The following is a 20387-nucleotide window of genomic DNA, read 5'->3' as shown; positions in this document are numbered from 1 at the left end:
GCCGTTCAGTTCCGGCTGACCCATGGATTGCCGCGCAGATAAAACCGCCAGGGCCGCAAGGCATCCTTCCCGGCGTAGTCAACGCCAATGCGCGGGACCGCGCAGATCATTTCCGGCGAAACCCGCCGGCCTTCTTCCAGCCAGATTTCGTTTCCCAACAGGCTGACGCCGGAATGCCGGCCGCAAATGCCCAGGGCCCGGGCGAGCATCGCGGGGCCGGAAGTCAAACCCGCGGCCCTGTTTTTGCCCCGCCGTTTAAGCATCAAGGCAAGCCCCGCAACCGGCTGAATCGCCCGGATCAGGACCGCATGCGGCACGCCTTCAATGTTGGTGATGACATTAAAGAGCCAATGAAGTCCATAACATAAATACACATACGCCACCGGCCCCGGGCGGTACATCACCGCCGTGCGTCTGGAAATTCTGCCATTATAAGCATGCGAAGCGCAGTCATGAGGGCCGGCATAAGCCTCCGTTTCAACAATAATGCCCCCGGTAACCGCGCCGCGGTTTATCCTGGTGAAAAGGCCTTTTCCCAGGAGTTCCCGGCTGATTGCGACCACATCGGGTCTGAGAAAAAATGAGGCCGGCAGTTTCTGACGTTTTTTGTTGATCCTGCAAACCCGATTTCTGAAATAATTGTTTAAAAAACGCGCTATTTCCCCATGGTCTGGATAATCCCGATCATGGGCATGAACATGGCGATGACGATTGTGCCGACGATCAACGCCAGGAAAATAATAAGAATCGGCTCTATGACCGAGGTCAATCCATCAACCGCCGCGTCCACCTCGGTATCATAGGTTTCGGCAATTTTAACGAGCATATCCGGCAGGCGGCCGGTTTCTTCGCCGACGGCGATCATGCTCACCACCATGGTGGGGAACACGCCCGATTGTTCCAGCGGCGTGGCCACCGATTCGCCTTCCTTAATGCTGTCATGAATGGACTGCACGGCCTTGGCAATGAACTCGTTGCCGGCCGTATCACGGACAATATTCAACGCCTGCAGGATCTGGACGCCCGAATTCAGCAGAGTGCCGAGGGTTCTGGTAAAACGCGAAATGCCGACCCGCAAAACGAGGGAGCCGACAACGGGCATTTTCAGCTTGACGACATCAAACCAGTAACGGCCGATTTTCGTCCGGACGATGAGGTTGAAAACCACAATGATCCCGGCCAGAACGCCGATGACCACGGGCGCGCGGTGCATCAGGCTTTCGCTGGCGTTAACGACAAACTGCGTCAAGGCCGGCAACGGCGCGCCGCCCAGCAAATCCTTGAAAATTTCCGTGAATTTCGGAACAATTTTGATGAGCAGAAAAGCCAGAATGCCGAGCGCCATGGTTAAGACCACGACCGGATATATCATGGCGCCCTTGACCTTGGTCTTGATCTTTTCGGCCTTTTCAATAAATTCCGCCAGACGGCCCAGGGTCAGCTGCAGCACGCCGCCTATTTCCCCGGCCTTGACCATGTTGACAAACAGCTTGTCAAATATTTTCGGATGCTGCCCCAGCGCTTCGGCAAAGGTGCTGCCGCTTTCAACCGCTTCGCATAATTCCCCGGTCATCCGTTTGAGGCCCGCGTTTTTTTCCTGTTTTTGAATGATTTGCAGGGCGCGCAACAGCGGCACGCCGGCGTCAATCATGGTCGCCAACTGGCGCGTAAACACCATTAATTGTTTCCGGCTGAGCCGCACCGGCAAGAGACCGGCGAGCGAGAAAGAAAGATTAAGCGATGATTTTTGCGGACGGGGAGCAGGCGCGGCGGCGGTCTTGGCCGCGGGAGAGGAAAAATCCGTGATGGTCGCCGCCGTCAATCCCATTTCCCTGAGCCGGAGCAGGGCGGCGGGGCGGTTCACGGCTTCAACGATGCCGTTTTTTTCATTGCCTGCCGAATCAGTTGCGGCGTATTTGAACTTCGGCATTTGACACGCTCCCGTTTAATTGAATTCCGGCTTTTTTCGCCGGCAACGGACCGTCAGGAGGCGGCCGGTTTTTTTTCTTCTTCCGCCGGCTTCTTTTTCGTGCGATCCATCTGGCTCAGTCCAACCCATTCCAGTATGGCCTTGGGGGAAGCATCGCCCCGTCTCAAACCGGTTTTCACCATGCGGCAGTAACCGCCCGAACGGTCTTTATAAACCGGGGCGAGATCGGCAAAAAGAATTTTAACCGCCTGCTTGTTATGAAGGACCCGTAGAGCGCGGCGCCTTGCGGCCAGGGTGCCGCTCTTGGCCATCGTCATGGTCCGCTCGGCCAGCCGGCGGGCCACCTGCGCCTTCCGCGCGGTGGTAACAATCCGGCGCTCTTTGATCAAAGCGCAGACCAGGCTCGCCAGCAGGGTTTTCTGATGGGAAGAACTCCGGCCGAAGCGGCTTGATTGTATTCTATGTCGCATTTAGCACAGCCTCCTGGAAACGTTAATATCCCTCATGCTCGCTCGGCGGAGGAGCCCGCCGCCAGCAACTCGGGATCAAATTTCATATTTAACGACAAACCCAATTCGCGCAGTTTGTCAATGATTTCCTGCAGCGATTTTTTGCCGAAATTCCTGTGTTTCAGCATATCCGCTTCCGATTTCTGGGCCAGTTCGCCGACCGAAAGAATATTCGCGTTATTCAGGCAATTGGCCGCGCGGACGCTCAGTTCTATTTCGTTGACGCTCATGTTAAGTTTCTTGCGCAATTCATCCTGATCGCGGTCAACGATCCTTTCCTTCTGTTCAAACTCCAGCAAATCCTCGTCGTAATTCACGAAAACGTCAAAATGATGCCGCGATATGCTGGCGGCCTGGACCAGGGCGTCATCCGGCGTGATGCGGTCGTCGGTCCATATTTCCAGGATAAGTTTTTCGTAATCCGTGCGGCGGCCCACGCGCGTATTTTCCACCGCAAAATTGACCTGCCGCACCGGCGAAAACACGCAGTCCACGGGAATGCTGCCGATTTCCTGTTCATGCTCGTTTTTCCACTCCGCGGTTTTAAAACCGCGGCCGAGCGATATTTCCAGCTCCGCCTCAAACTTGGCGTCTTCGGCAAGGGTGGCGATATAATGCGAGGGATTTAAAACTTCCACGTGCTGATCGGTTTCAATATTGGCGGCCGTCACTTCGCCCGGGCCGCGCATTTTTATCATGAGCCGGCGCGGAGAACGCGTATACATCCTGAAAAGGACTTTTTTAAGATTGAGGATTACGTCGGTAACATCTTCAACAACGTTGGGCAGGGCGGAAAACTCGTGAAAAACGCCCGCGATTTTAACGGAGGAAACCGCCGCGCCTTCAAGCGATGAAAGGAGAACGCGGCGCAGCGAATTCCCGATGGTGTAACCGAAGCCGGATTCAAACGGCTCGGCAATGAATTTGGCATAAGTGCTGGTGGCCGTCTGTTCTTCCTTGACGACCATCTTCGGCATTTCAAATCTTCCAATTTTTATCGCTGTCATTCAATTAATCCTTCCGTATAGTAATAGCAGGGAACGCATCGCGCAGACCGCACGGCGCAGAGCATACTGCGGGCCGGCGCGCGGCGCGCGGCAACGCTCTTTTCACAACAACGCTTTTTCCCAATGACCTCACCGTTTTGAACACAATTCAACCACCAACTGTTCATCCACGAGAGGGGCAATTTCATCCCGCGTGGGAAGATGCGTTATTTCGGCATGAAAATTACCCCGATCAACCAGCAGCCACGGCGAAACCGATTTGCCTTCCATGGAATCCAATGATTTTTTCGCAAGATCGCGGCTGTTTTTCTTGTTCTTGACGTCAAGGCAGTCTCCCGGTTTCAAAATCATTGAGGGGATATCGGATTTCTTCCCGTTGACTTGCAGGTGCCCGTGGAGAACTAGCTGGCGCGCGGCGCGCCTTGAACGGGCGAAACCAACCCGATAAACCAGGTTATCCAGGCGCATTTCCAGCATTTGCAGCAGTGTTTCGCCGGTTATGCCGCGGTGCCGCGCGGCCTTCTGGAAGAAAATCCTGAATTGATTTTCCTGTAATCCGTAAAAACGGCGCAAGCGCTGCTTCTCGCGGAACTGGCGGCCGTAATCCGACAGTTTTTTGGATCTCTTCTCGCCGTGCATGCCCGGCACTTTGCGTCCGGTTTCAATCGGGCATTTCGCCATATTGCATCGTTCGCCTTTCAGGAAAAGTTTCATCATTTCCCGGCGGCAGATACGGCAAGCTGGTCCTGCATATCTTCCCACGTATATTATCCTTTCAACTTCTTGAGATTTCGCGCGAACAAACCAGAACAACTTTTACATTTTAAACCCGGCGTCTCTTGCGCGGCCGGCAGCCGTTGTGCGGCATGGGAGTAACATCCTTGATAACCGTGATCACAAATCCGGCGGACTGAAAAGCGCGAATGGCGGATTCGCGCCCCGAGCCGGGCCCCTGAACGCGCACTTCAAGCTCCTGCATCCGGTACGGCGCCACCATTCTGGCCGCCTCCTGGGCAACGACCGTTGCCGCATACGCGGTGCTTTTCCGCGCGCCTTTGAACCCCATCCGGCCGGCGCTGCTCCACGCCAATACGCCTCCCTTTAAATCCGTGATGGTAACATGGGTGTTGTTGAAAGTCGCGTTAATATGCGCAATTCCGGCGGGCACATTCCGCACGGTCTTGCTCCGCGCCGCCCGGGCGGTTTTGGCGGCCTCAGCCGCGGCCGCATTGGCGGGCTTATCGGCCGGGGCGCTTTTGCTTTCGCCGGCAGCGCCCTGGGACTGGGCGGCCTTGTCTTCCACCGCCGCCTTGTTTTTCTCTTCCCGTTCCCGGCGGTCTTTGTTTTGCGCGGCGCTATTGTCCGCTTTCTTTTTATTATCGCTCTTGTCCGTCATTTTCAACCATCAGCTTTCTTTAAGGCGGCCGGGCCGCGGTCAAAATTAAGCGCCGGCGCGCGGCCGGCGGCTAAAGAAAATTTGATCATGCCTTTGTATCCGACTTGGCGACGGAGCGGGCCTCGCCGCGAACAACGCCCACGGTTTTCCGCGGGCCCTTGCGCGTCCTGGCGTTCGTATGAGTGCGCTGGCCGCGAACCGGCAACCCCTTGCGGTGCCGCAGACCGCGATAACAGCCGACGCTCATGAGGCGCTTGATATTCTGCGACACTTCGCGCCGCAAATCGCCTTCAAGCACATAGCCGTCCTGCAGAATATTGGTGATTTTAGTTATTTCCTCGCCGGTCAGCAGGTCCGCCCGCTTGTCCGGATTGATATTGGCTTTCCTGACAATTTGCTGCGCCCGAGACAAGCCAATGCCGTAAATGTAGCACAAGGAATACTCTAGTTTCTTTTTTCCCGGAATATCAATACCCATTAGTTTCGGCATAAAGGACCCTCGGCTAACCTTGGCGTTGTCTGTGCCGCGGATTGCTGCAGACAATATGGACAATGCCGCGGCGTTTGATGATCTTGCATCGCTCGCAAATTTTTTTGACTGAACTTTTGACTTTCATCGGAAGCAAGGCGCACTATTTTACAGATCGGCAATAAAAAGTGAAAATTTAGTATGTTTTTCCAAATGTGTCAACAAAAAGATAATTTTTATAAAGAAGTTAAAATCTCCGCTTTTTCGCGCCCCACGGCGACGGTATGCTCAAAATGCGCCGACGGTTTGCGGTCGCGCGTTACCGCAGTCCAGCCGTCGCCCAGAATATCCACTTCCGGCCGGCCCATGTTAAGCATCGGTTCTATGGCCAGGGTCATGCCTTCTTTCAGAACCATTCCTTTTCCCGGCCGGCCGAAATTCGGGATTTGGGGTTCCTCATGCATGCTTTGTCCGATGCCGTGTCCCACAAACTGCCGCACCACGGAAAATCCCGCCGCACCGGCGCAGTTTTCTATGGCATGCGAAATATCCGACAACCTGTTGTCGGCCGCCGCCTTGGCGATGCCGGCGTAAAGGGCCTTTTCCGCAGCCTCAACCAAGCCGATCACGGCCGGATCAGTAACACCGATCATGACCGTCCTGGCCATATCGCCGTAAAACGAATCCGCCACCACGCCGACATCAAGGCTGACAATATCGCCGATGCGCACCCGGCGCGGACCGGGGATGCCGTGCACTACCTCCTCGTTGATTGAAACGCAGATGTTTCCCGGGTAGCCGCGATAACCCAGAAAAGCGCTTTTCACTCCATGTTTTTTGATCAATCCGGCCGCGAACCGGTCAATTTCCGCGGTCGTCATGCCGGGGCAGATATAAGCCGCAATCTGTTCGCATATTTGCGCGGTCAATTTACCCGCGGCGCGCATTTTTTGCAACTTAAAAGAATCCTTTGCAATTGCCATTTCAATAAAACCGTTCAGCCCGCGGAGCTTGCCGGCGGCGGCTCCAGCAGCTTCATAACATCGGCCGCGGTCTGCTTCCTCGGCCGCGATGAATCAACCCGCGCCAGAATGCCGCGGCTTTTATAATAGGCGATCAGCGCCGCGGTCTGCTGTTGAAAAACTTCCAGCCGGTGCAGAATGGTGGCCTCCATATCGTCGGGTCTTTGCTCCAGCGCGCCGCCGCAATGGTCGCAGATTCCGCTCTTTTTCGGAGGGATATTATGAACATGGAAATTCGCCCCGCAATTACGGCAAACCCGCCGGCCGGTTAAACGCTGCAAAACCACTTCCTTCGCCACCTCCAGCAAAATCGCCCGGTTCAAAGACGCCCCGCGTTTTTTAAACTCCGCGTCCAGCAAACGCGCTTGATCCAACGTGCGCGGAAAACCGTCAAAGACATATTTGGCCGCGCCGCCGCTGTCTATTCTCTGCATAACGATCTCTATTATCAGGTTGTCCGGCACCAGCGCGCCCCGATTTATATATTGTTCGGCCTGGCGGCCGACCGGCGCGCCCTGTTTGATCGCCGCGCGCAGCATGTCGCCGGTGGAAAAATGAATATAGCCCGTTTCGCGGCAGACGTCATCCGCGATGGTACCTTTGCCGGCGCCCGGCGCGCCCAGAAGAATAATGGCTTGAATTGGCATCAGCGTCTCCCGCGCAATTTGCCTTTTTTCAGAAAACCGTCGTAATGCCGCATGACGAGGTGCGACTCAATCTGGCGCATGGTATCCAGCATGACGCCCACGACAATCAGCAGGCTGGTGCCGCCGAAGAAAGAAGCGACAATCCAGGGAATATTAAACTGCCGGGCCATAATGGTCGGAATGATGGCGATGATGGTAAGAAATACTGCGCCGGCCAGGGTTATGCGCGTCATGGTGCGGTCCAGAAATTCCGCGGTCGGCGTCCCGGGCCGGATGCCGGGAACGTATCCGCCGGCCTTCTTCAAGTCGTCGGCTATCTGGACCGGATTGAAAACGGTCGCCACCCAGAAATAGGAAAAGAAAAGAATCATCAGGCCGTACAACACGAGGTAGAGGGGCTTTTCCATATGAAACGCCACGGAAAGGTGCTTAAAAAACTCGCCCGGGAGCATCTCCAGTATTTTCTGCGGAAACATGAGTATGGCCGAGGCGAAAATAATCGGCATAACGCCGGAATAATTTACCCGCAGCGGCATATAAGTGCTCTGACCGCCGTAAACCTTGCGGCCCACGACGCGCTTGGCATACTGGATCGGAATTTTCCGCTGAGCCTGGGTAACCGCAATCGTGCCGGCGATGACCAGAAACATCATGATCAGCAGGCCGACCAGATGAAAGACCGTGAACTGGGCCTCGCCGCCGCCGACCGGCCGGAACATGCGGAAAGCCGCCTGCACCGCGCCGGGCAAACGGCTGATGATGTTGATGGTGATAATCAACGATATTCCGTTGCCGATGCCGCTCTGGGTGATCTGTTCGCCCAGCCACATGAGGATGACGGTGCCGGTGGTCATCGTCAGCACCGTCAGGAGGCGGAAACCGAAAACGGAATCAATATTGACGATTGAACCGACGTCCCGGCCGAAAATGGCGGCCGGGTTCTGGAGGGCCATCGCCATGAAATAGCCCTGGATGACGCAGATGATAACCGTCAGGTAACGGGTGTATTGCGTGATTTTCTGCCGCCCCACATCGCCTTCGCGGGCCAGCCGTTCCAGCGAAGGAACCACGGCCGTCATCAATTGCAGAATAATTGAGGCGCTGATGTAAGGCATGATGCCCAGCGCCCCGACCGCGCAATTGCTCATGGCTCCGCCGCTGAAAAGATCCACGAGGCCGAGCAGGCCGCCGCCGACCTGATTGGAAATATGCTGAATAAGATTCTGCAGTTCCGTGGCGTCCACGCCGGGCGTCGGCACAACGCTCACGAGGCGGCAGAGAAAAACGACGCCGAAAGTGAACAGAATCCGCTTGCGCAGTTCCTCTACTTTAAAGGAATTAACAAAGGCCGATAACATAATTCATTTCGCTTTCCGGTTCAAATTTCATCAATTTTGAACCGCGGGCATCGGGCGGATTAAACGCGCTGCGCCTCAAGCAAAACGCACTTTCCGCCGGCTTCCTCAATCTTCTGCCTGGCCGGCCGGCTAAACGCGTGCGCTTTCACAATCAGCTTCTGCTTGAGCGGGGACGAACCGAGGATTTTGACTTTCTTGCGCGCGCCTTTCAGCATGTTTTCCGCGCGAAGCAGTTCGGGCGTAATTTCCGCGCCATCCGCAAAGCGCGCCAAGCTCGCGAGAGCGACAACGGCATAAGGCCGCTTAAAGGCGTTCACAAACCCTCTTTTCGGAATACGCCGGATAAGCCGCATCTGTCCGCCTTCAAAAGCGGGTTTATGCTTGTGCCCCGAACGCGCGTACTGCCCCTTGTGCCCGCGCCCGCAGGTTTTGCCCTTGCCGGAGCTCGGCCCGCAGCCGACCCGCATTCCGGCGCGCCGGGCGCCTTTGACATTTGCCAATGACTGTAAAGTTAAGCTTGCCATTTTATATCCTGTTTTTTCCGCAGAACAAATCATGTCAGGAGGCCTCCGGGCCGCTCTCCAAAGCATGTAACGGTCGTTCGCGGTTGATGTTAAAATTTCTCCGCAAAATTGCCCTGTGTTTTAAGGGACGGGCCAACCCCGTGCGTTCCGCCGCGGGACGCTTTTACTGCAACTGGCGCAGCCGTTCCGATTCCGAGTTCGTCCTGAGATTTTTCAACGCCGCCACCGTGGCCTGCACCACATTCCATTTTTCATTGCTGCCGAGCGACTTGGCAATGATGTTATGAATGCCGGCCAGGTTGAGAACGGCGCGCGCGCCGCCGCCGGCAATGACGCCGGTGCCCGGCGCCGCCGGTTTCAGGAGAACAACGGAGGCGGAAAATTTGCCCTTTGTCTCATGAGGAATGGTGCCTTTTTCCAATTTGACGGCAAACATGCCCTTGCGCGCCAAGTCGCCGCCCTTCCGGATGGCATCCGCCACTTCATTGGCCTTGCCAAGGCCGTAACCGACCCGGCCGTTATGGTCGCCGACCACGACCACCGCGGTAAAGCTCATGCGGCGCCCGCCCTTGACAACCTTGGTGCATCGTTTAATGCAAAGGACGTATTCATCAACCTCGTATGTAACCGGCTGTTCCTCGCCGGTCAAAACATCATCAACTGCCCGATCCGTCAATTTTACGCTCATAACCTTATTCCTGTTTTTCGCGCCGCCTCGGCGATCGCCTTGATCCGCCCGGCGTAAGCCAGCCCGCCGCGGTCAAAGACAGCCTGTTTGATTCCCTTGCCGGCCGCCATTTCCGCCGCCTTGCGCCCCGCCGCCTCGGCCGCGGCTACATTGAGCTTGCTTTCATTTTTCAAGCCCGCCGTGGAAAAGGAAGCCAGCGTGCTGCCCGTCTCGTCATCAATGAACTGAATGTAGATATGCCGATTGCTGATGCAAACGCTCATCCGCGGACGGCCCGCGGACCCCCGCACCTTCTGCCGCAGACGGTTGTGCCGCCGCCGTTTATAATCAAGCCTGTTCTTTAATTTCATTTTAAGCCACCGTTTTGCCGACCTTCCGCCGGACGTATTCCCCCTTGAACCTGATTCCCTTTCCCTTGTAGGGCTCGGCCGGGAAGAGAGATTTGACGTGCGCGGCAAAATCGCCCACCCGCTGTTTATCCGGGCCGCTGATGGTCAGGTTGACGTTGTCATCCATTTTGATTTCTATTCCTTCGGGAATAGCCATTTCAACCGGCCGGGAAAAACCGAGATTCAAGGTGATTTTTCTGCCCTGGACGGCGGCCTTGAAGCCCACGCCCTGAATTTCAAGCGACTTGGAATATCCGCTGGCTACGCCTTTGACAATGTTCGCGGCCAGGCTGCGGTAAAGCCCGTGCAAAGCGCCGATTTTTTCGCCCTTGACTTTCGGGGAAATGACGATTGTTTTATCTTTGAGGACCGCCTCAAAAACGCCGGGAAGGCTCATTTTCAACTTGCCCTTCGGGCCGCTGACGCATACGTCCCGCCCCTGCAGTTGAACTTCAACTCCCGCGGGAATTTCTATCGGTTTTTTTCCAATTCTTGACATAACAAATATTCCGTTCGTTACCAAATGATACAAAGCCATTCGCCGCCGACTTTCTGCTCCCGGACTTCGCTGTCCGTAAGAATGCCCCGGGAGGTGCTGATAATGGCTATTCCCGTGCCGCTTTTTACCGACTTAACCGTCCGGGCGGCGACATAACGGCGCAGGCCCGGCTTGCTGATCCGGCGCAAGCCGCGGATTACGGGTTCGCCGTTCTCGCCGTATTTTAAAAACAAACGCAGCAGCTTGTTGTGTCCGCCGCCTTCGGCGATAAAATCATGGATGAAACCGTTGCGCTTCAGAATCCGCGCAATGGTTCCTTTCATCTTGGAGTGCGGCATTTCCACCGTGCGGGCCCGCGCGGAATTCGCGTTGCGGATGCGCGTCAGCATATCGGCAATAGGATCGGTCTGATTCATGATGAGTTACCAACTTGATTTAGTCACGCCCGGTATCTGGCCGATTGAGGCCAATTCCCGGAAACATATCCGGCAAAGCTGAAATTTACGCATAAACGCCCGCGGCCTCCCGCAGCGCCGGCAGCGCCGGTAAGCCCTGGCGCGGAACTTCGGCTTGCGGCTCGCCTTGACGATTAACGAAGTTTTTGTCAATTTAATCCTCCTTGCTTCTCCTTCCTGGGCGCCGCGAACGGCATGCCCAGCAAACGCAGCAAATCCCGGGCCGCGTCGTTTGACAACGCGGTTGTCGCAATCACGATATCCATTCCCTGCGCCTTTTTCACCTTATCAATATTAATTTCCGGGAAAACGGTTTGTTCCCGCATGCCCAGCGCGTAATTCCCGCGCCCGTCAAAAGCATCGGGAGAAACGCCGCGGAAATCGCGCATTCTGGGCAGAACGACGTTCACCAAACGGTCAAAAAACTCAAACATGCGCTCCCCCCGCAGAGTCACTTTCGCCCCGACCGGCATTCCTTTGCGCAGTTTGAAATTTGCGATGCTCTTGCGCGCCTTGCAGAGAACCGGATATTGTCCGGTGATAGCCGCCAGGTCATTCGCCAGCATTTTAACCGCGTCTTTCTCCACGGAAGAATTAATGCCCATGTTGACCACGATTTTAACCAGCCGGGGCGCCTGCATCTGGTTCGCATACCCCCGCGCTTTCATCAACTGCGGCCTGACTTCCTTCAGATACTTTTCTTTCAGCCTTGCGCTCATGATTTCTAATCAAATTTATGGCCGCATTTCCGGCATGTCCTGATTTTGCGGCGGTTTTCATCCGGTTGCCGTTTAATTCTGACCCCTTTTTTGCAATGCGGGCAATAAAGCATCAGATTAGCCAGGTTAATGGGAGCTTCTTTCCTGATAATACTGCCTTTCGGATTATCCTGACTTTTGCGCAGTGTTTTATGGACGAAATTGAGTCCCTCCACGATCGCGCAGCGCTTGCCCGGAAACACCTGGAGCACCTTGCCGGTTTTTTTGCCGGCGGCCGCGCCGCCGGCGCGGGCCAGGACAACATCATTTTTGCGAATATGGACTTTTGCGGGCATAAAATATTTTTCCTATAACACTTCCGGGGCCAGGGATATGATCTTGGCCATTTTTTTTTCGCGCAATTCGCGGGCCACCGGACCGAAAATGCGCGTTCCGATCGGATTCAACTCCTCGTCAATCAACACCACGGCGTTGCCGCCGAAACGCAGCAGAGAACCATCCGCGCGCCGGATCGGCTTGCGCGTTCTGACAATAACGGCCAGACGGACCTCGCCTTTTTTGACCAGTCCGCCGGGCTGAGCCTCCCGGATTGACACCTTGATTAAATCGCCGATATATGCGTAGCGCTTCCTCTGGCCGAGAATGCGGAAGCATTTTGCAGTCCGCGCGCCGGTATTATCAGCCACTTTCAGAATTGTTTCCTCGGTAATCATGTTTTTATGTTTTCAACTTCCGATTTCTGATCGCCGCCGGCCGGCGCGGTCTCCGGACCGGACGCTTCCGCCCCGCGTTGCCGCGGCAAAACGGCGCCGGACTGCAACACCCTGACCAGCCGCCAGCGTTTTAGCCTGCTCAAAGGCCTGGTTTCCATAATTAAAACCTTGTCGCCGGTTTTCGCCTCGCGCTTTTCGTCATGGGCGTACATTTTCTGGGAAATTTTCATCTCCTTGCCGTAGACGGGATGCCGCACGCGGTGCACGGCCCTGACGACGATGGTCTTCTGCATCTCGCAACTTATGACAACGCCCGTTCTCTGCTTGCGTTTTCCCCGTTTCTGATTATTTTGCGGCATTGCTTCCAGCCCTTTCACGCGTCCGTTCATTCAAAAGAGTTTTTATTCTGGCGATATCGCGGCGTTTTTGTCTGAGCTGCAACGGATTATCCAGCTTACCCGTCGCCTTGACCTTGCGCAGGTCAAAGTATTCCTTCAGCCGCTCCTGATACGACTGTTTCAATTCATCCGTTGCCAACTCGCGCAGTTCTTTTGTCTTCATTTTTGCACTATTAACCGTAGCTTACGCGGCGCGAAACAAAACGTGTCCTGATCGGCAGTTTGGAAGCCGCCAGGCGCATGGATTCGCGCGCCACGCGTTCACTCACGCCGTCAATTTCAAACAACATGCGGCCGGCTTTAACGACCGCCACCCAGAACTCCGGCTCGCCCTTGCCGCGGCCCATTCTTGTCTCCAGCGGTTTTTTACTGATGGGCTTGTCGGGGAAAATACGCACCCACACCTTGCCCTTCCGGTTCAAATGCCTGTTGATGGAAACGCGGCAGGCCTCAATCTGGGTGGCCTTTACCCAGGAACGGTCCAGCGCCTGCAAGCCGTACTGGCCGAACGCCAGCGCATTGCCGGAGGTGGCATAGCCCTTCATGCTTCCCCGCTGAACTTTGCGGTACTTTACTCTGCTAGGCATTTCCGGCACGGCGCACCTCGCTTTTCACATTATTTTCTTCCGGCGGACGGCAGATCCACACTTTGATTCCGACCTTGCCGGCCACAGTATGCGCTTCGGCAAAACCGTAATCAATATTGGCGCGCAAGGTATGCAGGGGCACCTTGCCTTCCTTGTAACTCTCCCGCCGCGCCAGTTCCGCCCCGCCCAGCCGGCCCGAAACCAATACTTTAATGCCGAGCGCCTTAAGGTCCATGGCGGTTTTGATCGCCTTTTTCATGGCCCGCCGGAAAGACACCCGGCGTTCAAGCTGCACGGCGATATTTTCCGCCACCAGTTGGGCGTTCAAATCCGCGTCGCGGATTTCCTTTATTTCCAGGTAAATTTCCTTACCCGAAAGTTTTGCCAGTTCCGCGCGGAGTTTCTCAACATCCTGCCCCTTGTGCCCGATCACGATGCCCGGCCGGGCGGTAAAGATGGTGGCGCGCACGCGGTTCGCGTATCTTTCAATCATGACTTCCGGCACGGCCCCGTTCTGCAGTCGCTTTTTAATCAGTTCCCTGATTTTAATATCCTCGTGGAACAAGTCGCCGAATTGCCGTTTGTCGGCAAACCACCTGGACCGCCAGTTTTTATTGACGGTTACGCGCAGTCCGATCGGATTTACTTTCTGGCCCAAAGTTACTCCTTTCCGCTTCCTTTTACATCTGACAAAACTACCCTGATATGACACGTCCGCTTGGCAATCGGCTGGGCCATGCCCCGCGACCTCGGCCAAAAACGTTTGGCGGTCGGCCCCTGCTCTATCGCCACCTTTTCAACATAAAAATTATTGCCGTTTAATTCCTTGACGGCCAGGTTGGCCGCCATTGACTTCAACAGTTTCCCCACGAAAAAGGCGCCTTTCTGCGGGCTGAAACGGGCGGCGGCCGAGGCCTCTTTAAGGGACTTGCCCTTCAAAAGGCGCGCGAACGGCCTTACCTTGGAAGGCGAAATCCTCACGAACCTTGCGGAAGCGCTTATTTTCATCAGGTCTTTTCCTGGGTTTTCTCGGTATGCATGCCGTGTTTCTTGAAAATACGGGTCGGAGAAAACTCGCCGAGCCGGTGGCCGACCATGTTTTCCGTCACGAAAACGGAAATATGCGTTTTGCCGTTGTGCACGGCAAAAGTGTGCCCGATAAAATCGGGGATGATCATGGAACGGCGCGACCATGTCTTGATCGGACGTTTTTCGCCGGAACGGTTCAAACGCTCAACTTTGGCCAGCAAACTTGCCTCAACATAAGGTCCTTTTTTAAGCGAACGCGCCATGGTTATTTTCTCCGTGATACAATGAACCGGCTTGACCGGCTGCGCACATTTCTGGTTTTTGCGCCTTTAGCATACTGGCCCCAGGGCGAACGCGGATGGCCGCCGGTCGCCTTTCCTTCGCCGCCGCCCAGGGGGTGATCAATGGGATTCATGGCGCGGCCGCGCACCGTCGGCCTGATTCCGCGCCAGCGGGCCGCGCCCGCCTTGCCGTAACTGACGGTTTCATGCTCCAGATTGCCGACCTGGCCGATGGTTGCCATACATTTCACATTAATCATGCGAATTTCGCCCGACGGCAGTTTCACATGCGCGTAATTCCCCTCCCGCGCCATTAAAACCGCGCCCATTCCGGCCCCGCGGACAAGCTGGCCGCCTTTGCCGGGCTCCAGTTCAATATTGTGAATGGTGAGTCCGAGCGGAATTTTTTCCAGCGGAAGCATGTTGCCGACCGCCGGTTCGGCCGAAGCGCCGGAAAGCACCCGCGCCCCCACCGCAAGTCCGAGCGGAGCGAGAATGTATCTTTTTTCGCCGTCCGCGTAACACAACAAGGCTATCCGCGCCGACCGGCCGGGATCGTATTCAATAGCCGCCACCCGGGCGACGACATTAAACTTGCCGCGCTTAAAATCAATAATGCGGTCATGACGCCGGACGCCGCCGCCGCGGTGGCGGATTGTTACCCTGCCCGAAAAATTGCGGCCCGCCCGCGCTTTCCGGGGCGACAGCAGTCTTTTTTCCGGCCCGGATTTCGCCATCCCTTCGGCGGCCACAACCGCCCGGAAACGCTGCGAGGGAGTTACCGGTCTGTAAACTTTAAGAGTCATAACGTCCTTTACGCAATTTCAATTTTCTCGCCCTTCCGCAGGGTTACCATTGCCTTTTTATATGACGACGTGCGGCCGTATTTCATGCTTCTTTCTCTCTTTTTTTTCCCGCGGCAGTTCATCGTGTTCACCCCGGCCACATGCACCTTGAAAATCTCCTCCACCGCCCTTTTGATTTCCAGCTTGTTGGCGGCGGGGTCAACCTTGAAGAAATAACAATTATGTTTTTCAATTTCCCGCGATCCCTTTTCGGACAAACGCAAAGTCTGCAGGATGACATGCGGCGATTTCATGATTGCCCTTCCTTCCCGGTTATTTTACGGAGCCGGTTGAGCAGAATATCGGCGGCGTCCCGCGTAATCAGCATGGTCGGGCAAAGCATCAGCTGGTAAGTGCTGACATCGCCGGCGGGGGAAAGCACAACGCGGCCGATATTGCGCGCGGCGCGCTTCAGGTTTTCGTCAAGCTTCGCGACCACAATCAGGACGCGCCCCTTGACATCCAACTGCTTAAGCAGGGCGGCGATTTCACGGGATTTGCCCTCCGTCAATTTCAAATCGTTCAACACTTTCACTCCGCCGCCGGCCACCTTTTCGCTGACGACGCGGCTGAAAGCGAGCGCGGCCACGCCTTTCGGAACGGTCTTGGCATAGGAACGCGGTTTGGGACCGAAGACAACCCCGCCGCCGCGCCAGACCGGAGACTGCCGATAGCCGGCGCGGGCCCGGCCGAGCCCCTTCTGCCGCCAAGGCTTGCGATTGCTTCCGGCAACAAGGCCCTTATTCAGGGTGGAAGCTGTTCCCGCCCGCAATCCGGCGCGGTGGGCAACGATCACCTCGTGCACCGCCTGGCCGCCGCGGTTCAAAACCAGCAGCTCGTCGGGAAAATCATATTCACCGATGCGGCCGCCCTGAAGATCCAATATAGGCGTTTTACTCATTGTCCCTTTTTGCGCGATTTTTCCATGGTTAGAACGGCGCCCCGCGGACCGGGGACGGCCCCGCTCACAAGCATCACGTTTTCTTCGGGGCGCACCTGAATAACCTTCAGATTCTGCTGCGTGATATGGACGTGCCCCAGATGCCCCGGCATTCTTTTTCCCTTGTGAATCCGCCCGGGCAATTCGCGGCAGCCGACCGAGCCGACCCGGCGCTTGGAATGCCCGCCATGGGTCATGACGCCGCCGCTCATGTGATGGCGGCGGATGACGCCCTGAAATCCCTTGCCCTTGGTCTCGCCGCTGACATCCACATAACCGACTCCTTCAAAAAGTTTTACGGTAATCACGTCGCCGACTTTCAGACTGTCGTTCTTTTCACAGTCGAATTCCCGGCAGTATTTTTTTGGCGTAATTCCCGATTTGCGGAAAAAACCGGCTTCCGGCCGGGAGATATCTTTTTCCTTTACATCGGCATATCCCAGCTGGACCGCCTCGTAACCATCCGTCTCCCGTTTTTTATGCCGCAAAACGACACACGGCCCGCACTCCAAAATCGTGACGGGAATCTGGCGGCCTTCCTTGTCAAAGACGCTGGTCATCCCTATTTTTTTTCCTATTAATCCCTGCATGGCAAACTCATATTTTAATGGAGATATCCACACCCGCCGGCAGATTCAGTTTTTTCAATTCGTCCACCGTTTTGGCGGTCGGATTGATAATGTCCAGAAGGCGCTTGTGTGTTCTGATTTCAAACTGTTCCATGGACTTCTTGTCGGCATGCGGACTGCGATTGACGCAGTATTTTGAGATCCGGGTCGGAAGCGGCATCGGACCCGCAACTCTGGCGCCGGTTCTTTTGGCCGTCTCAACAATTTCTCCGGCCGATTGATCCAGCGCCCGGAAATCATAAGACGTTAATTTTATTCGTATACGCTGATTTTCCATTTCAATTTACCGGCTTAAAACCTTTTCCTGAACCTGTTCGGGGACAACTTCAAACGCGATCGGCTCCATGGTATGACTGCCACGGCCCCGCGTAAGCGACCGCAAAGTGGTCGTATATCCAAAAAGCTCCATGAGGGGCACGCTGGCGTTGATTATCTGCGCCGGCGGCCGGCTGACCACGCTCGCTATTTTGCCGCGGCGCGCGTTGAGATCCCCGAGAACATCGCCAATATATTCATCCGGCGTTGTGATTTCAAGCGCCATAATCGGCTCAAGGAGGACCGGGGCGGCGCGCTTCGCCGCCTCGCGGAAAGCCATGACCGCGGCGGTCCGGAAAGCGGTCTCGCTGGAATCATGGGGATCAAAAGAGGCGTCAACCACTTCAACTCTAAGATCAATCATGGGATAATGCCCGAGGACGCCCGTTACCATGGCGTCATTGATCCCGCTTTCCGCTCCGTCCCGGTAAATCAGCGGCAAGCGGTCGGGCTTGACTTTAAAAACCACGGCCGCGCCGCCGTCCCTCGCGCCCGGGGCGACCGCGAGCGTCAGCGAGGCAAACTGCCGTTTGCCGCCGATTTCGCGGTCAAAGATAAAATTCGCGGAGGCCGTCTTCCGAATGCTTTCGCGATAAGCCACTATCGGCTGGCCGGCGTTGGCCTGCACCCGATATTCATGCCAGATGCGGTTCTTTATGATCTCCAGGTGTAATTCGCCCATCCCACTGACGAGAGTCTGGCCGGTGTCCGGATTGACGGAAACGCGGAAAGTGGGGTCTTCGTCGGCCAGGGAGGACAGCGCCTCGGACAGCTGATCCCGGTCGGCCTTGGTTTTCGGCTCAATCGCCATGGAAACCACCGGCTCCGGGAAACGGATGCGCTCAAGGCTGATGGGCTTGTTTTCAACGCAGAGCGTATCGCCCGTGGTGGCAGTTTTCAGACCGGTAATCACGCCGATATCGCCGGAGTAAAGCGCGTCAATATCCTGGTATTCATCGGCGTGCATCCGCAAAAGGCGGGAAATTTTTTCGCGTTTGTTCGTCCGCGGATTGTAAACGTTCTGTCCTTTTTTAAGCGTGCCGCTGTAAAGCCGGACGAAAATCATCTTTCCCATGTAAGAGCTGTGCATAACCTTGAAGGCCAGAGCGGCCGGCGGCTGGAAATCGCCGGTTTCCCGGACGAGCGGCTCCTCGGTTTTGGGATGGAACCCGCGGACGGGAGGGATATCCAACGGGGACGGCAGGTAATCAACGACCGCGTCCAGCGCCGGCTGGATGCCCTTGTTGCGCAAAGCGGTCCCGCACAAAACCGGCACGAGACGCCCGGCAATCACGGCCCGGCGCAGCCCGGCCTTGAGAATTTCGGGGGCAACGTCCGGACTTTCCAGAAAAGCCGCCAAGACTGTTTCGTCAACTTCGGCAACCGCCTCAACCAAGCGCGCGCGCGCTTCCTCGGCCCGGCCGGCCATTTCGGGGGGAATGGCGACGGTCTCCATCACGGAACCGAGAGTGTTCTCGTCAAAAATCAAAGCCCGCATGGAGAACAAGTCAATGAGTCCTTTGAATTGGTCTTCCCGGCCATAAGGCATATGAAGCGCAACGGCGGGCGCGCGCAGGCGGGTTTTGATTTCATGCACGACCCGCTCAAAATCCGCGCCGACCCGGTCCATTTTGTTGATAAAAGCTATGCGGGGAACATGGTAACGGTCGGCCTGCCGCCAGACGGTCTCCGACTGGGGCTGGACGCCGCCCACGGCGCAGAAAACCGCCACGGCTCCGTCCAATACGCGCAGGGAGCGCTCCACCTCCGCGGTAAAATCAACGTGCCCGGGAGTGTCAATAATATTGACCTGGCGTTTTTGCCAGAAGCAGGTGGTGGCGGCCGATGTGATCGTGATGCCCCGCTCCTGTTCCTGAATCATCCAGTCCATCTTGGCGGTGCCCTCGTGCACCTCGCCCATTTTATGGAGCCGGCCGGCGTAGTACAAAATCCTCTCGGTCAAAGTGGTTTTGCCGGCATCAATGTGCGCAATAATCCCGAAATTGCGCACGTCCGCCAGGGGGTTCATCCTTTCCCGGGCTTCGCGCGCCGCCCCGTCATTTGACAGCACATCGTTTTTCTTCAAATTGTCCAACAGAACCACCATAAATTACCATTTATAATGAGCAAACGCCTTGTTGGCCTGGGCCATTTTATGGGTATCATCCCTTTTCTTGATGGCATTCCCCTGGTTTTTAAAAGCATCCATGATTTCAAGGGCGAGCGCCTTGCGCATCGGAACGCCCTTGCGGGCATTGGAATACTGGATCAGCCAGCGCAAAGCCAGCGACAACTGGCGGTCGCCGCTTACCTCGACGGGAACCTGATAAGTGGCGCCGCCTACGCGGCGCGATTTAACCTCAACCTTCGGCTTGATGTTATCAACGGCCCGCATCAACGCTTCCAAGGGGTCCTCCTTGGTCTGCTCTTTAATCTGATCCAGGACGCCGTAAACAATCTGCGCGGCCGTGGACTGCTTGCCGCAGCGCATGATGCCCTTGATCAACCTGCCGACCAGCGGACTGTTGTAATTCAGGTCCGGCGTGATCTCGCGTTTTTTTGCTTTACGTCTTCGCGCCATATTTCTCCATTATTGCCCGCCGGCCTTCGGCCTTTTGGTGCCATACTGCGAGCGTCCGCGTTTCCGGCCTTCCACGCCGGAGGCATCCAGCGTTCCACGGACAATATGATAACGAACGCCCGACAAATCTTTGACGCGGCCGCCGCGCACCAGAACAATACTGTGTTCCTGCAGATTATGACCGACCCCGGGAATGTAAGCCGTAACTTCCTCGCCGTTCGTCAGGCGCACACGGGCGACCTTCCGCAGGGCGGAGTTCGGCTTCTTGGGCGTCAGCACGCGCACCGCGATGCAAACTCCGCGGCGCTGCGGGCACTTGAAAAGGGCCGGCGATTTGCTGCGATACCTGACCTTTCTGCGACCGCAACGAACAAGCTGGTTAATAGTCGGCATAAAACATTCCTTCGTATTTTTTTCCCGTCGCGCTTAAAGGCGAGATTTATATCAGTTTCTCCTG

The 20387-nt window shown here is 56.0% G+C and carries 34 protein-coding genes; all 34 read right to left on the bottom strand.

Translation table 11 applies throughout. From position 1 onward, the window contains the following. Positions 1-5: 5 nt before the first annotated feature. Positions 6-614 carry a DNA-3-methyladenine glycosylase gene (locus PHP98_03670; protein MDD5482735.1) on the bottom strand — a complete coding sequence of 203 codons (609 nt, stop codon included), beginning with the start codon at positions 612-614 and terminating at the stop codon, positions 6-8. Positions 615-655: 41 nt separating this feature from the next. Further along, positions 656-1930 (bottom strand): type II secretion system F family protein, encoded by a 1275-nt coding sequence (locus tag PHP98_03665; GenBank protein MDD5482734.1) that lies wholly within the window; start codon positions 1928-1930, stop codon positions 656-658. A 53-nt stretch (positions 1931-1983) separates the two neighbouring features. After that, entirely contained in the window at positions 1984-2400 is a 417-nt protein-coding gene (gene rplQ / locus PHP98_03660; GenBank protein ID MDD5482733.1) for a 50S ribosomal protein L17, read from the bottom strand. A 32-nt stretch (positions 2401-2432) separates the two neighbouring features. Then, positions 2433-3446, bottom strand: a complete 1014-nt coding sequence (locus tag PHP98_03655) for a DNA-directed RNA polymerase subunit alpha (GenBank protein ID MDD5482732.1) — start codon at positions 3444-3446, stop codon at positions 2433-2435. A 129-nt stretch (positions 3447-3575) separates the two neighbouring features. Further along, positions 3576-4208: a 30S ribosomal protein S4 gene (rpsD, locus tag PHP98_03650; GenBank protein MDD5482731.1), complete on the bottom strand. Its 633-nt coding sequence runs from the start codon at positions 4206-4208 to the stop codon at positions 3576-3578. Positions 4209-4269: 61 nt separating this feature from the next. After that, positions 4270-4623 (bottom strand): 30S ribosomal protein S11, encoded by a 354-nt coding sequence (gene rpsK, locus PHP98_03645; GenBank protein MDD5482730.1) that lies wholly within the window; start codon positions 4621-4623, stop codon positions 4270-4272. Positions 4624-4927: 304 nt separating this feature from the next. Next, complete coding sequence (rpsM, locus tag PHP98_03640; protein ID MDD5482729.1) at positions 4928-5332, bottom strand: 30S ribosomal protein S13; 405 nt, start codon at positions 5330-5332, stop codon at positions 4928-4930. 13 nt (positions 5333-5345) lie between these two features. After that, positions 5346-5459, bottom strand: a complete 114-nt coding sequence (rpmJ, locus tag PHP98_03635; protein ID MDD5482728.1) for a 50S ribosomal protein L36 — start codon at positions 5457-5459, stop codon at positions 5346-5348. A gap of 88 nt (positions 5460-5547) precedes the next feature. Then, complete coding sequence (map, locus tag PHP98_03630; GenBank protein MDD5482727.1) at positions 5548-6294, bottom strand: type I methionyl aminopeptidase; 747 nt, start codon at positions 6292-6294, stop codon at positions 5548-5550. Between the two features lie 14 nt (positions 6295-6308). Next, complete coding sequence (locus PHP98_03625; protein MDD5482726.1) at positions 6309-6980, bottom strand: adenylate kinase; 672 nt, start codon at positions 6978-6980, stop codon at positions 6309-6311. Then, entirely contained in the window at positions 6980-8338 is a 1359-nt protein-coding gene (secY, locus tag PHP98_03620; protein ID MDD5482725.1) for a preprotein translocase subunit SecY, read from the bottom strand. The genes PHP98_03625 and secY overlap by 1 nt, the downstream gene beginning before the upstream one ends. Positions 8339-8397: 59 nt before the next feature. Continuing rightward, a complete protein-coding gene (gene rplO, locus PHP98_03615; GenBank protein ID MDD5482724.1) occupies positions 8398-8862 on the bottom strand; it encodes a 50S ribosomal protein L15 in 465 nt (154 codons plus the stop codon). Between the two features lie 163 nt (positions 8863-9025). After that, on the bottom strand, positions 9026-9550 hold the full coding sequence (gene rpsE, locus PHP98_03610) for a 30S ribosomal protein S5 (GenBank protein MDD5482723.1): 525 nt from the start codon (positions 9548-9550) through the stop codon (positions 9026-9028). After that, complete coding sequence (gene rplR / locus PHP98_03605; GenBank protein ID MDD5482722.1) at positions 9547-9900, bottom strand: 50S ribosomal protein L18; 354 nt, start codon at positions 9898-9900, stop codon at positions 9547-9549. The genes rpsE and rplR overlap by 4 nt, the downstream gene beginning before the upstream one ends. Before the next feature lies 1 nt (position 9901). Beyond that, positions 9902-10438: a 50S ribosomal protein L6 gene (gene rplF / locus PHP98_03600; protein MDD5482721.1), complete on the bottom strand. Its 537-nt coding sequence runs from the start codon at positions 10436-10438 to the stop codon at positions 9902-9904. A gap of 17 nt (positions 10439-10455) precedes the next feature. Continuing rightward, the gene (rpsH, locus tag PHP98_03595) at positions 10456-10854 is read right to left on the bottom strand and encodes a 30S ribosomal protein S8 (protein ID MDD5482720.1); all 399 of its coding nucleotides are present in this window, start codon (positions 10852-10854) and stop codon (positions 10456-10458) included. A gap of 6 nt (positions 10855-10860) precedes the next feature. After that, complete coding sequence (locus PHP98_03590; GenBank protein ID MDD5482719.1) at positions 10861-11046, bottom strand: type Z 30S ribosomal protein S14; 186 nt, start codon at positions 11044-11046, stop codon at positions 10861-10863. Further along, a complete protein-coding gene (rplE, locus tag PHP98_03585; protein ID MDD5482718.1) occupies positions 11043-11612 on the bottom strand; it encodes a 50S ribosomal protein L5 in 570 nt (189 codons plus the stop codon). Before rplE ends, PHP98_03590 begins: the two co-directional genes overlap by 4 nt. A 5-nt stretch (positions 11613-11617) precedes the next feature. After that, on the bottom strand, positions 11618-11947 hold the full coding sequence (rplX, locus tag PHP98_03580; GenBank protein ID MDD5482717.1) for a 50S ribosomal protein L24: 330 nt from the start codon (positions 11945-11947) through the stop codon (positions 11618-11620). Between the two features lie 12 nt (positions 11948-11959). Continuing rightward, positions 11960-12325: a 50S ribosomal protein L14 gene (gene rplN, locus PHP98_03575; protein MDD5482716.1), complete on the bottom strand. Its 366-nt coding sequence runs from the start codon at positions 12323-12325 to the stop codon at positions 11960-11962. Then, positions 12322-12684, bottom strand: coding sequence for a 30S ribosomal protein S17 (gene rpsQ / locus PHP98_03570; protein ID MDD5482715.1), 363 nt, complete (start codon positions 12682-12684; stop codon positions 12322-12324). Before rpsQ ends, rplN begins: the two co-directional genes overlap by 4 nt. Next, on the bottom strand, positions 12671-12886 hold the full coding sequence (rpmC, locus tag PHP98_03565; GenBank protein MDD5482714.1) for a 50S ribosomal protein L29: 216 nt from the start codon (positions 12884-12886) through the stop codon (positions 12671-12673). Before rpmC ends, rpsQ begins: the two co-directional genes overlap by 14 nt. Positions 12887-12896: 10 nt before the next feature. Next, the gene (rplP, locus tag PHP98_03560; protein ID MDD5482713.1) at positions 12897-13310 is read right to left on the bottom strand and encodes a 50S ribosomal protein L16; all 414 of its coding nucleotides are present in this window, start codon (positions 13308-13310) and stop codon (positions 12897-12899) included. Then, positions 13303-13968 (bottom strand): 30S ribosomal protein S3, encoded by a 666-nt coding sequence (gene rpsC, locus PHP98_03555; GenBank protein MDD5482712.1) that lies wholly within the window; start codon positions 13966-13968, stop codon positions 13303-13305. Before rpsC ends, rplP begins: the two co-directional genes overlap by 8 nt. Before the next feature lie 2 nt (positions 13969-13970). Beyond that, positions 13971-14318, bottom strand: coding sequence for a 50S ribosomal protein L22 (gene rplV, locus PHP98_03550; protein MDD5482711.1), 348 nt, complete (start codon positions 14316-14318; stop codon positions 13971-13973). Next, positions 14318-14602: a 30S ribosomal protein S19 gene (rpsS, locus tag PHP98_03545; GenBank protein MDD5482710.1), complete on the bottom strand. Its 285-nt coding sequence runs from the start codon at positions 14600-14602 to the stop codon at positions 14318-14320. The genes rplV and rpsS overlap by 1 nt, the downstream gene beginning before the upstream one ends. Positions 14603-14604: 2 nt before the next feature. Next, entirely contained in the window at positions 14605-15426 is an 822-nt protein-coding gene (rplB, locus tag PHP98_03540) for a 50S ribosomal protein L2 (protein MDD5482709.1), read from the bottom strand. 8 nt (positions 15427-15434) lie between these two features. After that, the gene (rplW, locus tag PHP98_03535; GenBank protein ID MDD5482708.1) at positions 15435-15719 is read right to left on the bottom strand and encodes a 50S ribosomal protein L23; all 285 of its coding nucleotides are present in this window, start codon (positions 15717-15719) and stop codon (positions 15435-15437) included. After that, positions 15716-16366: a 50S ribosomal protein L4 gene (gene rplD / locus PHP98_03530; GenBank protein MDD5482707.1), complete on the bottom strand. Its 651-nt coding sequence runs from the start codon at positions 16364-16366 to the stop codon at positions 15716-15718. The genes rplW and rplD overlap by 4 nt, the downstream gene beginning before the upstream one ends. Next, complete coding sequence (gene rplC / locus PHP98_03525; protein ID MDD5482706.1) at positions 16363-16995, bottom strand: 50S ribosomal protein L3; 633 nt, start codon at positions 16993-16995, stop codon at positions 16363-16365. Before rplC ends, rplD begins: the two co-directional genes overlap by 4 nt. A gap of 7 nt (positions 16996-17002) precedes the next feature. Continuing rightward, positions 17003-17311 (bottom strand): 30S ribosomal protein S10, encoded by a 309-nt coding sequence (rpsJ, locus tag PHP98_03520; protein ID MDD5482705.1) that lies wholly within the window; start codon positions 17309-17311, stop codon positions 17003-17005. Positions 17312-17317: 6 nt separating this feature from the next. Continuing rightward, a complete protein-coding gene (gene fusA / locus PHP98_03515; GenBank protein MDD5482704.1) occupies positions 17318-19456 on the bottom strand; it encodes an elongation factor G in 2139 nt (712 codons plus the stop codon). Between the two features lie 3 nt (positions 19457-19459). After that, the gene (gene rpsG, locus PHP98_03510; GenBank protein MDD5482703.1) at positions 19460-19930 is read right to left on the bottom strand and encodes a 30S ribosomal protein S7; all 471 of its coding nucleotides are present in this window, start codon (positions 19928-19930) and stop codon (positions 19460-19462) included. Positions 19931-19939: 9 nt separating this feature from the next. After that, positions 19940-20323 (bottom strand): 30S ribosomal protein S12, encoded by a 384-nt coding sequence (rpsL, locus tag PHP98_03505; protein ID MDD5482702.1) that lies wholly within the window; start codon positions 20321-20323, stop codon positions 19940-19942. Positions 20324-20387: the final 64 nt, after the last annotated feature.

The sequence above is a fragment of the Kiritimatiellia bacterium genome (assembly GCA_028715905.1).
Lineage (GTDB): Bacteria > Verrucomicrobiota > Kiritimatiellia > JAAZAB01 > JAAZAB01 > JAQUQV01.
The sequence above is the reverse complement of the archived record's forward strand: the minus strand, read 5'-3'. Positions and strand labels throughout refer to the sequence as shown.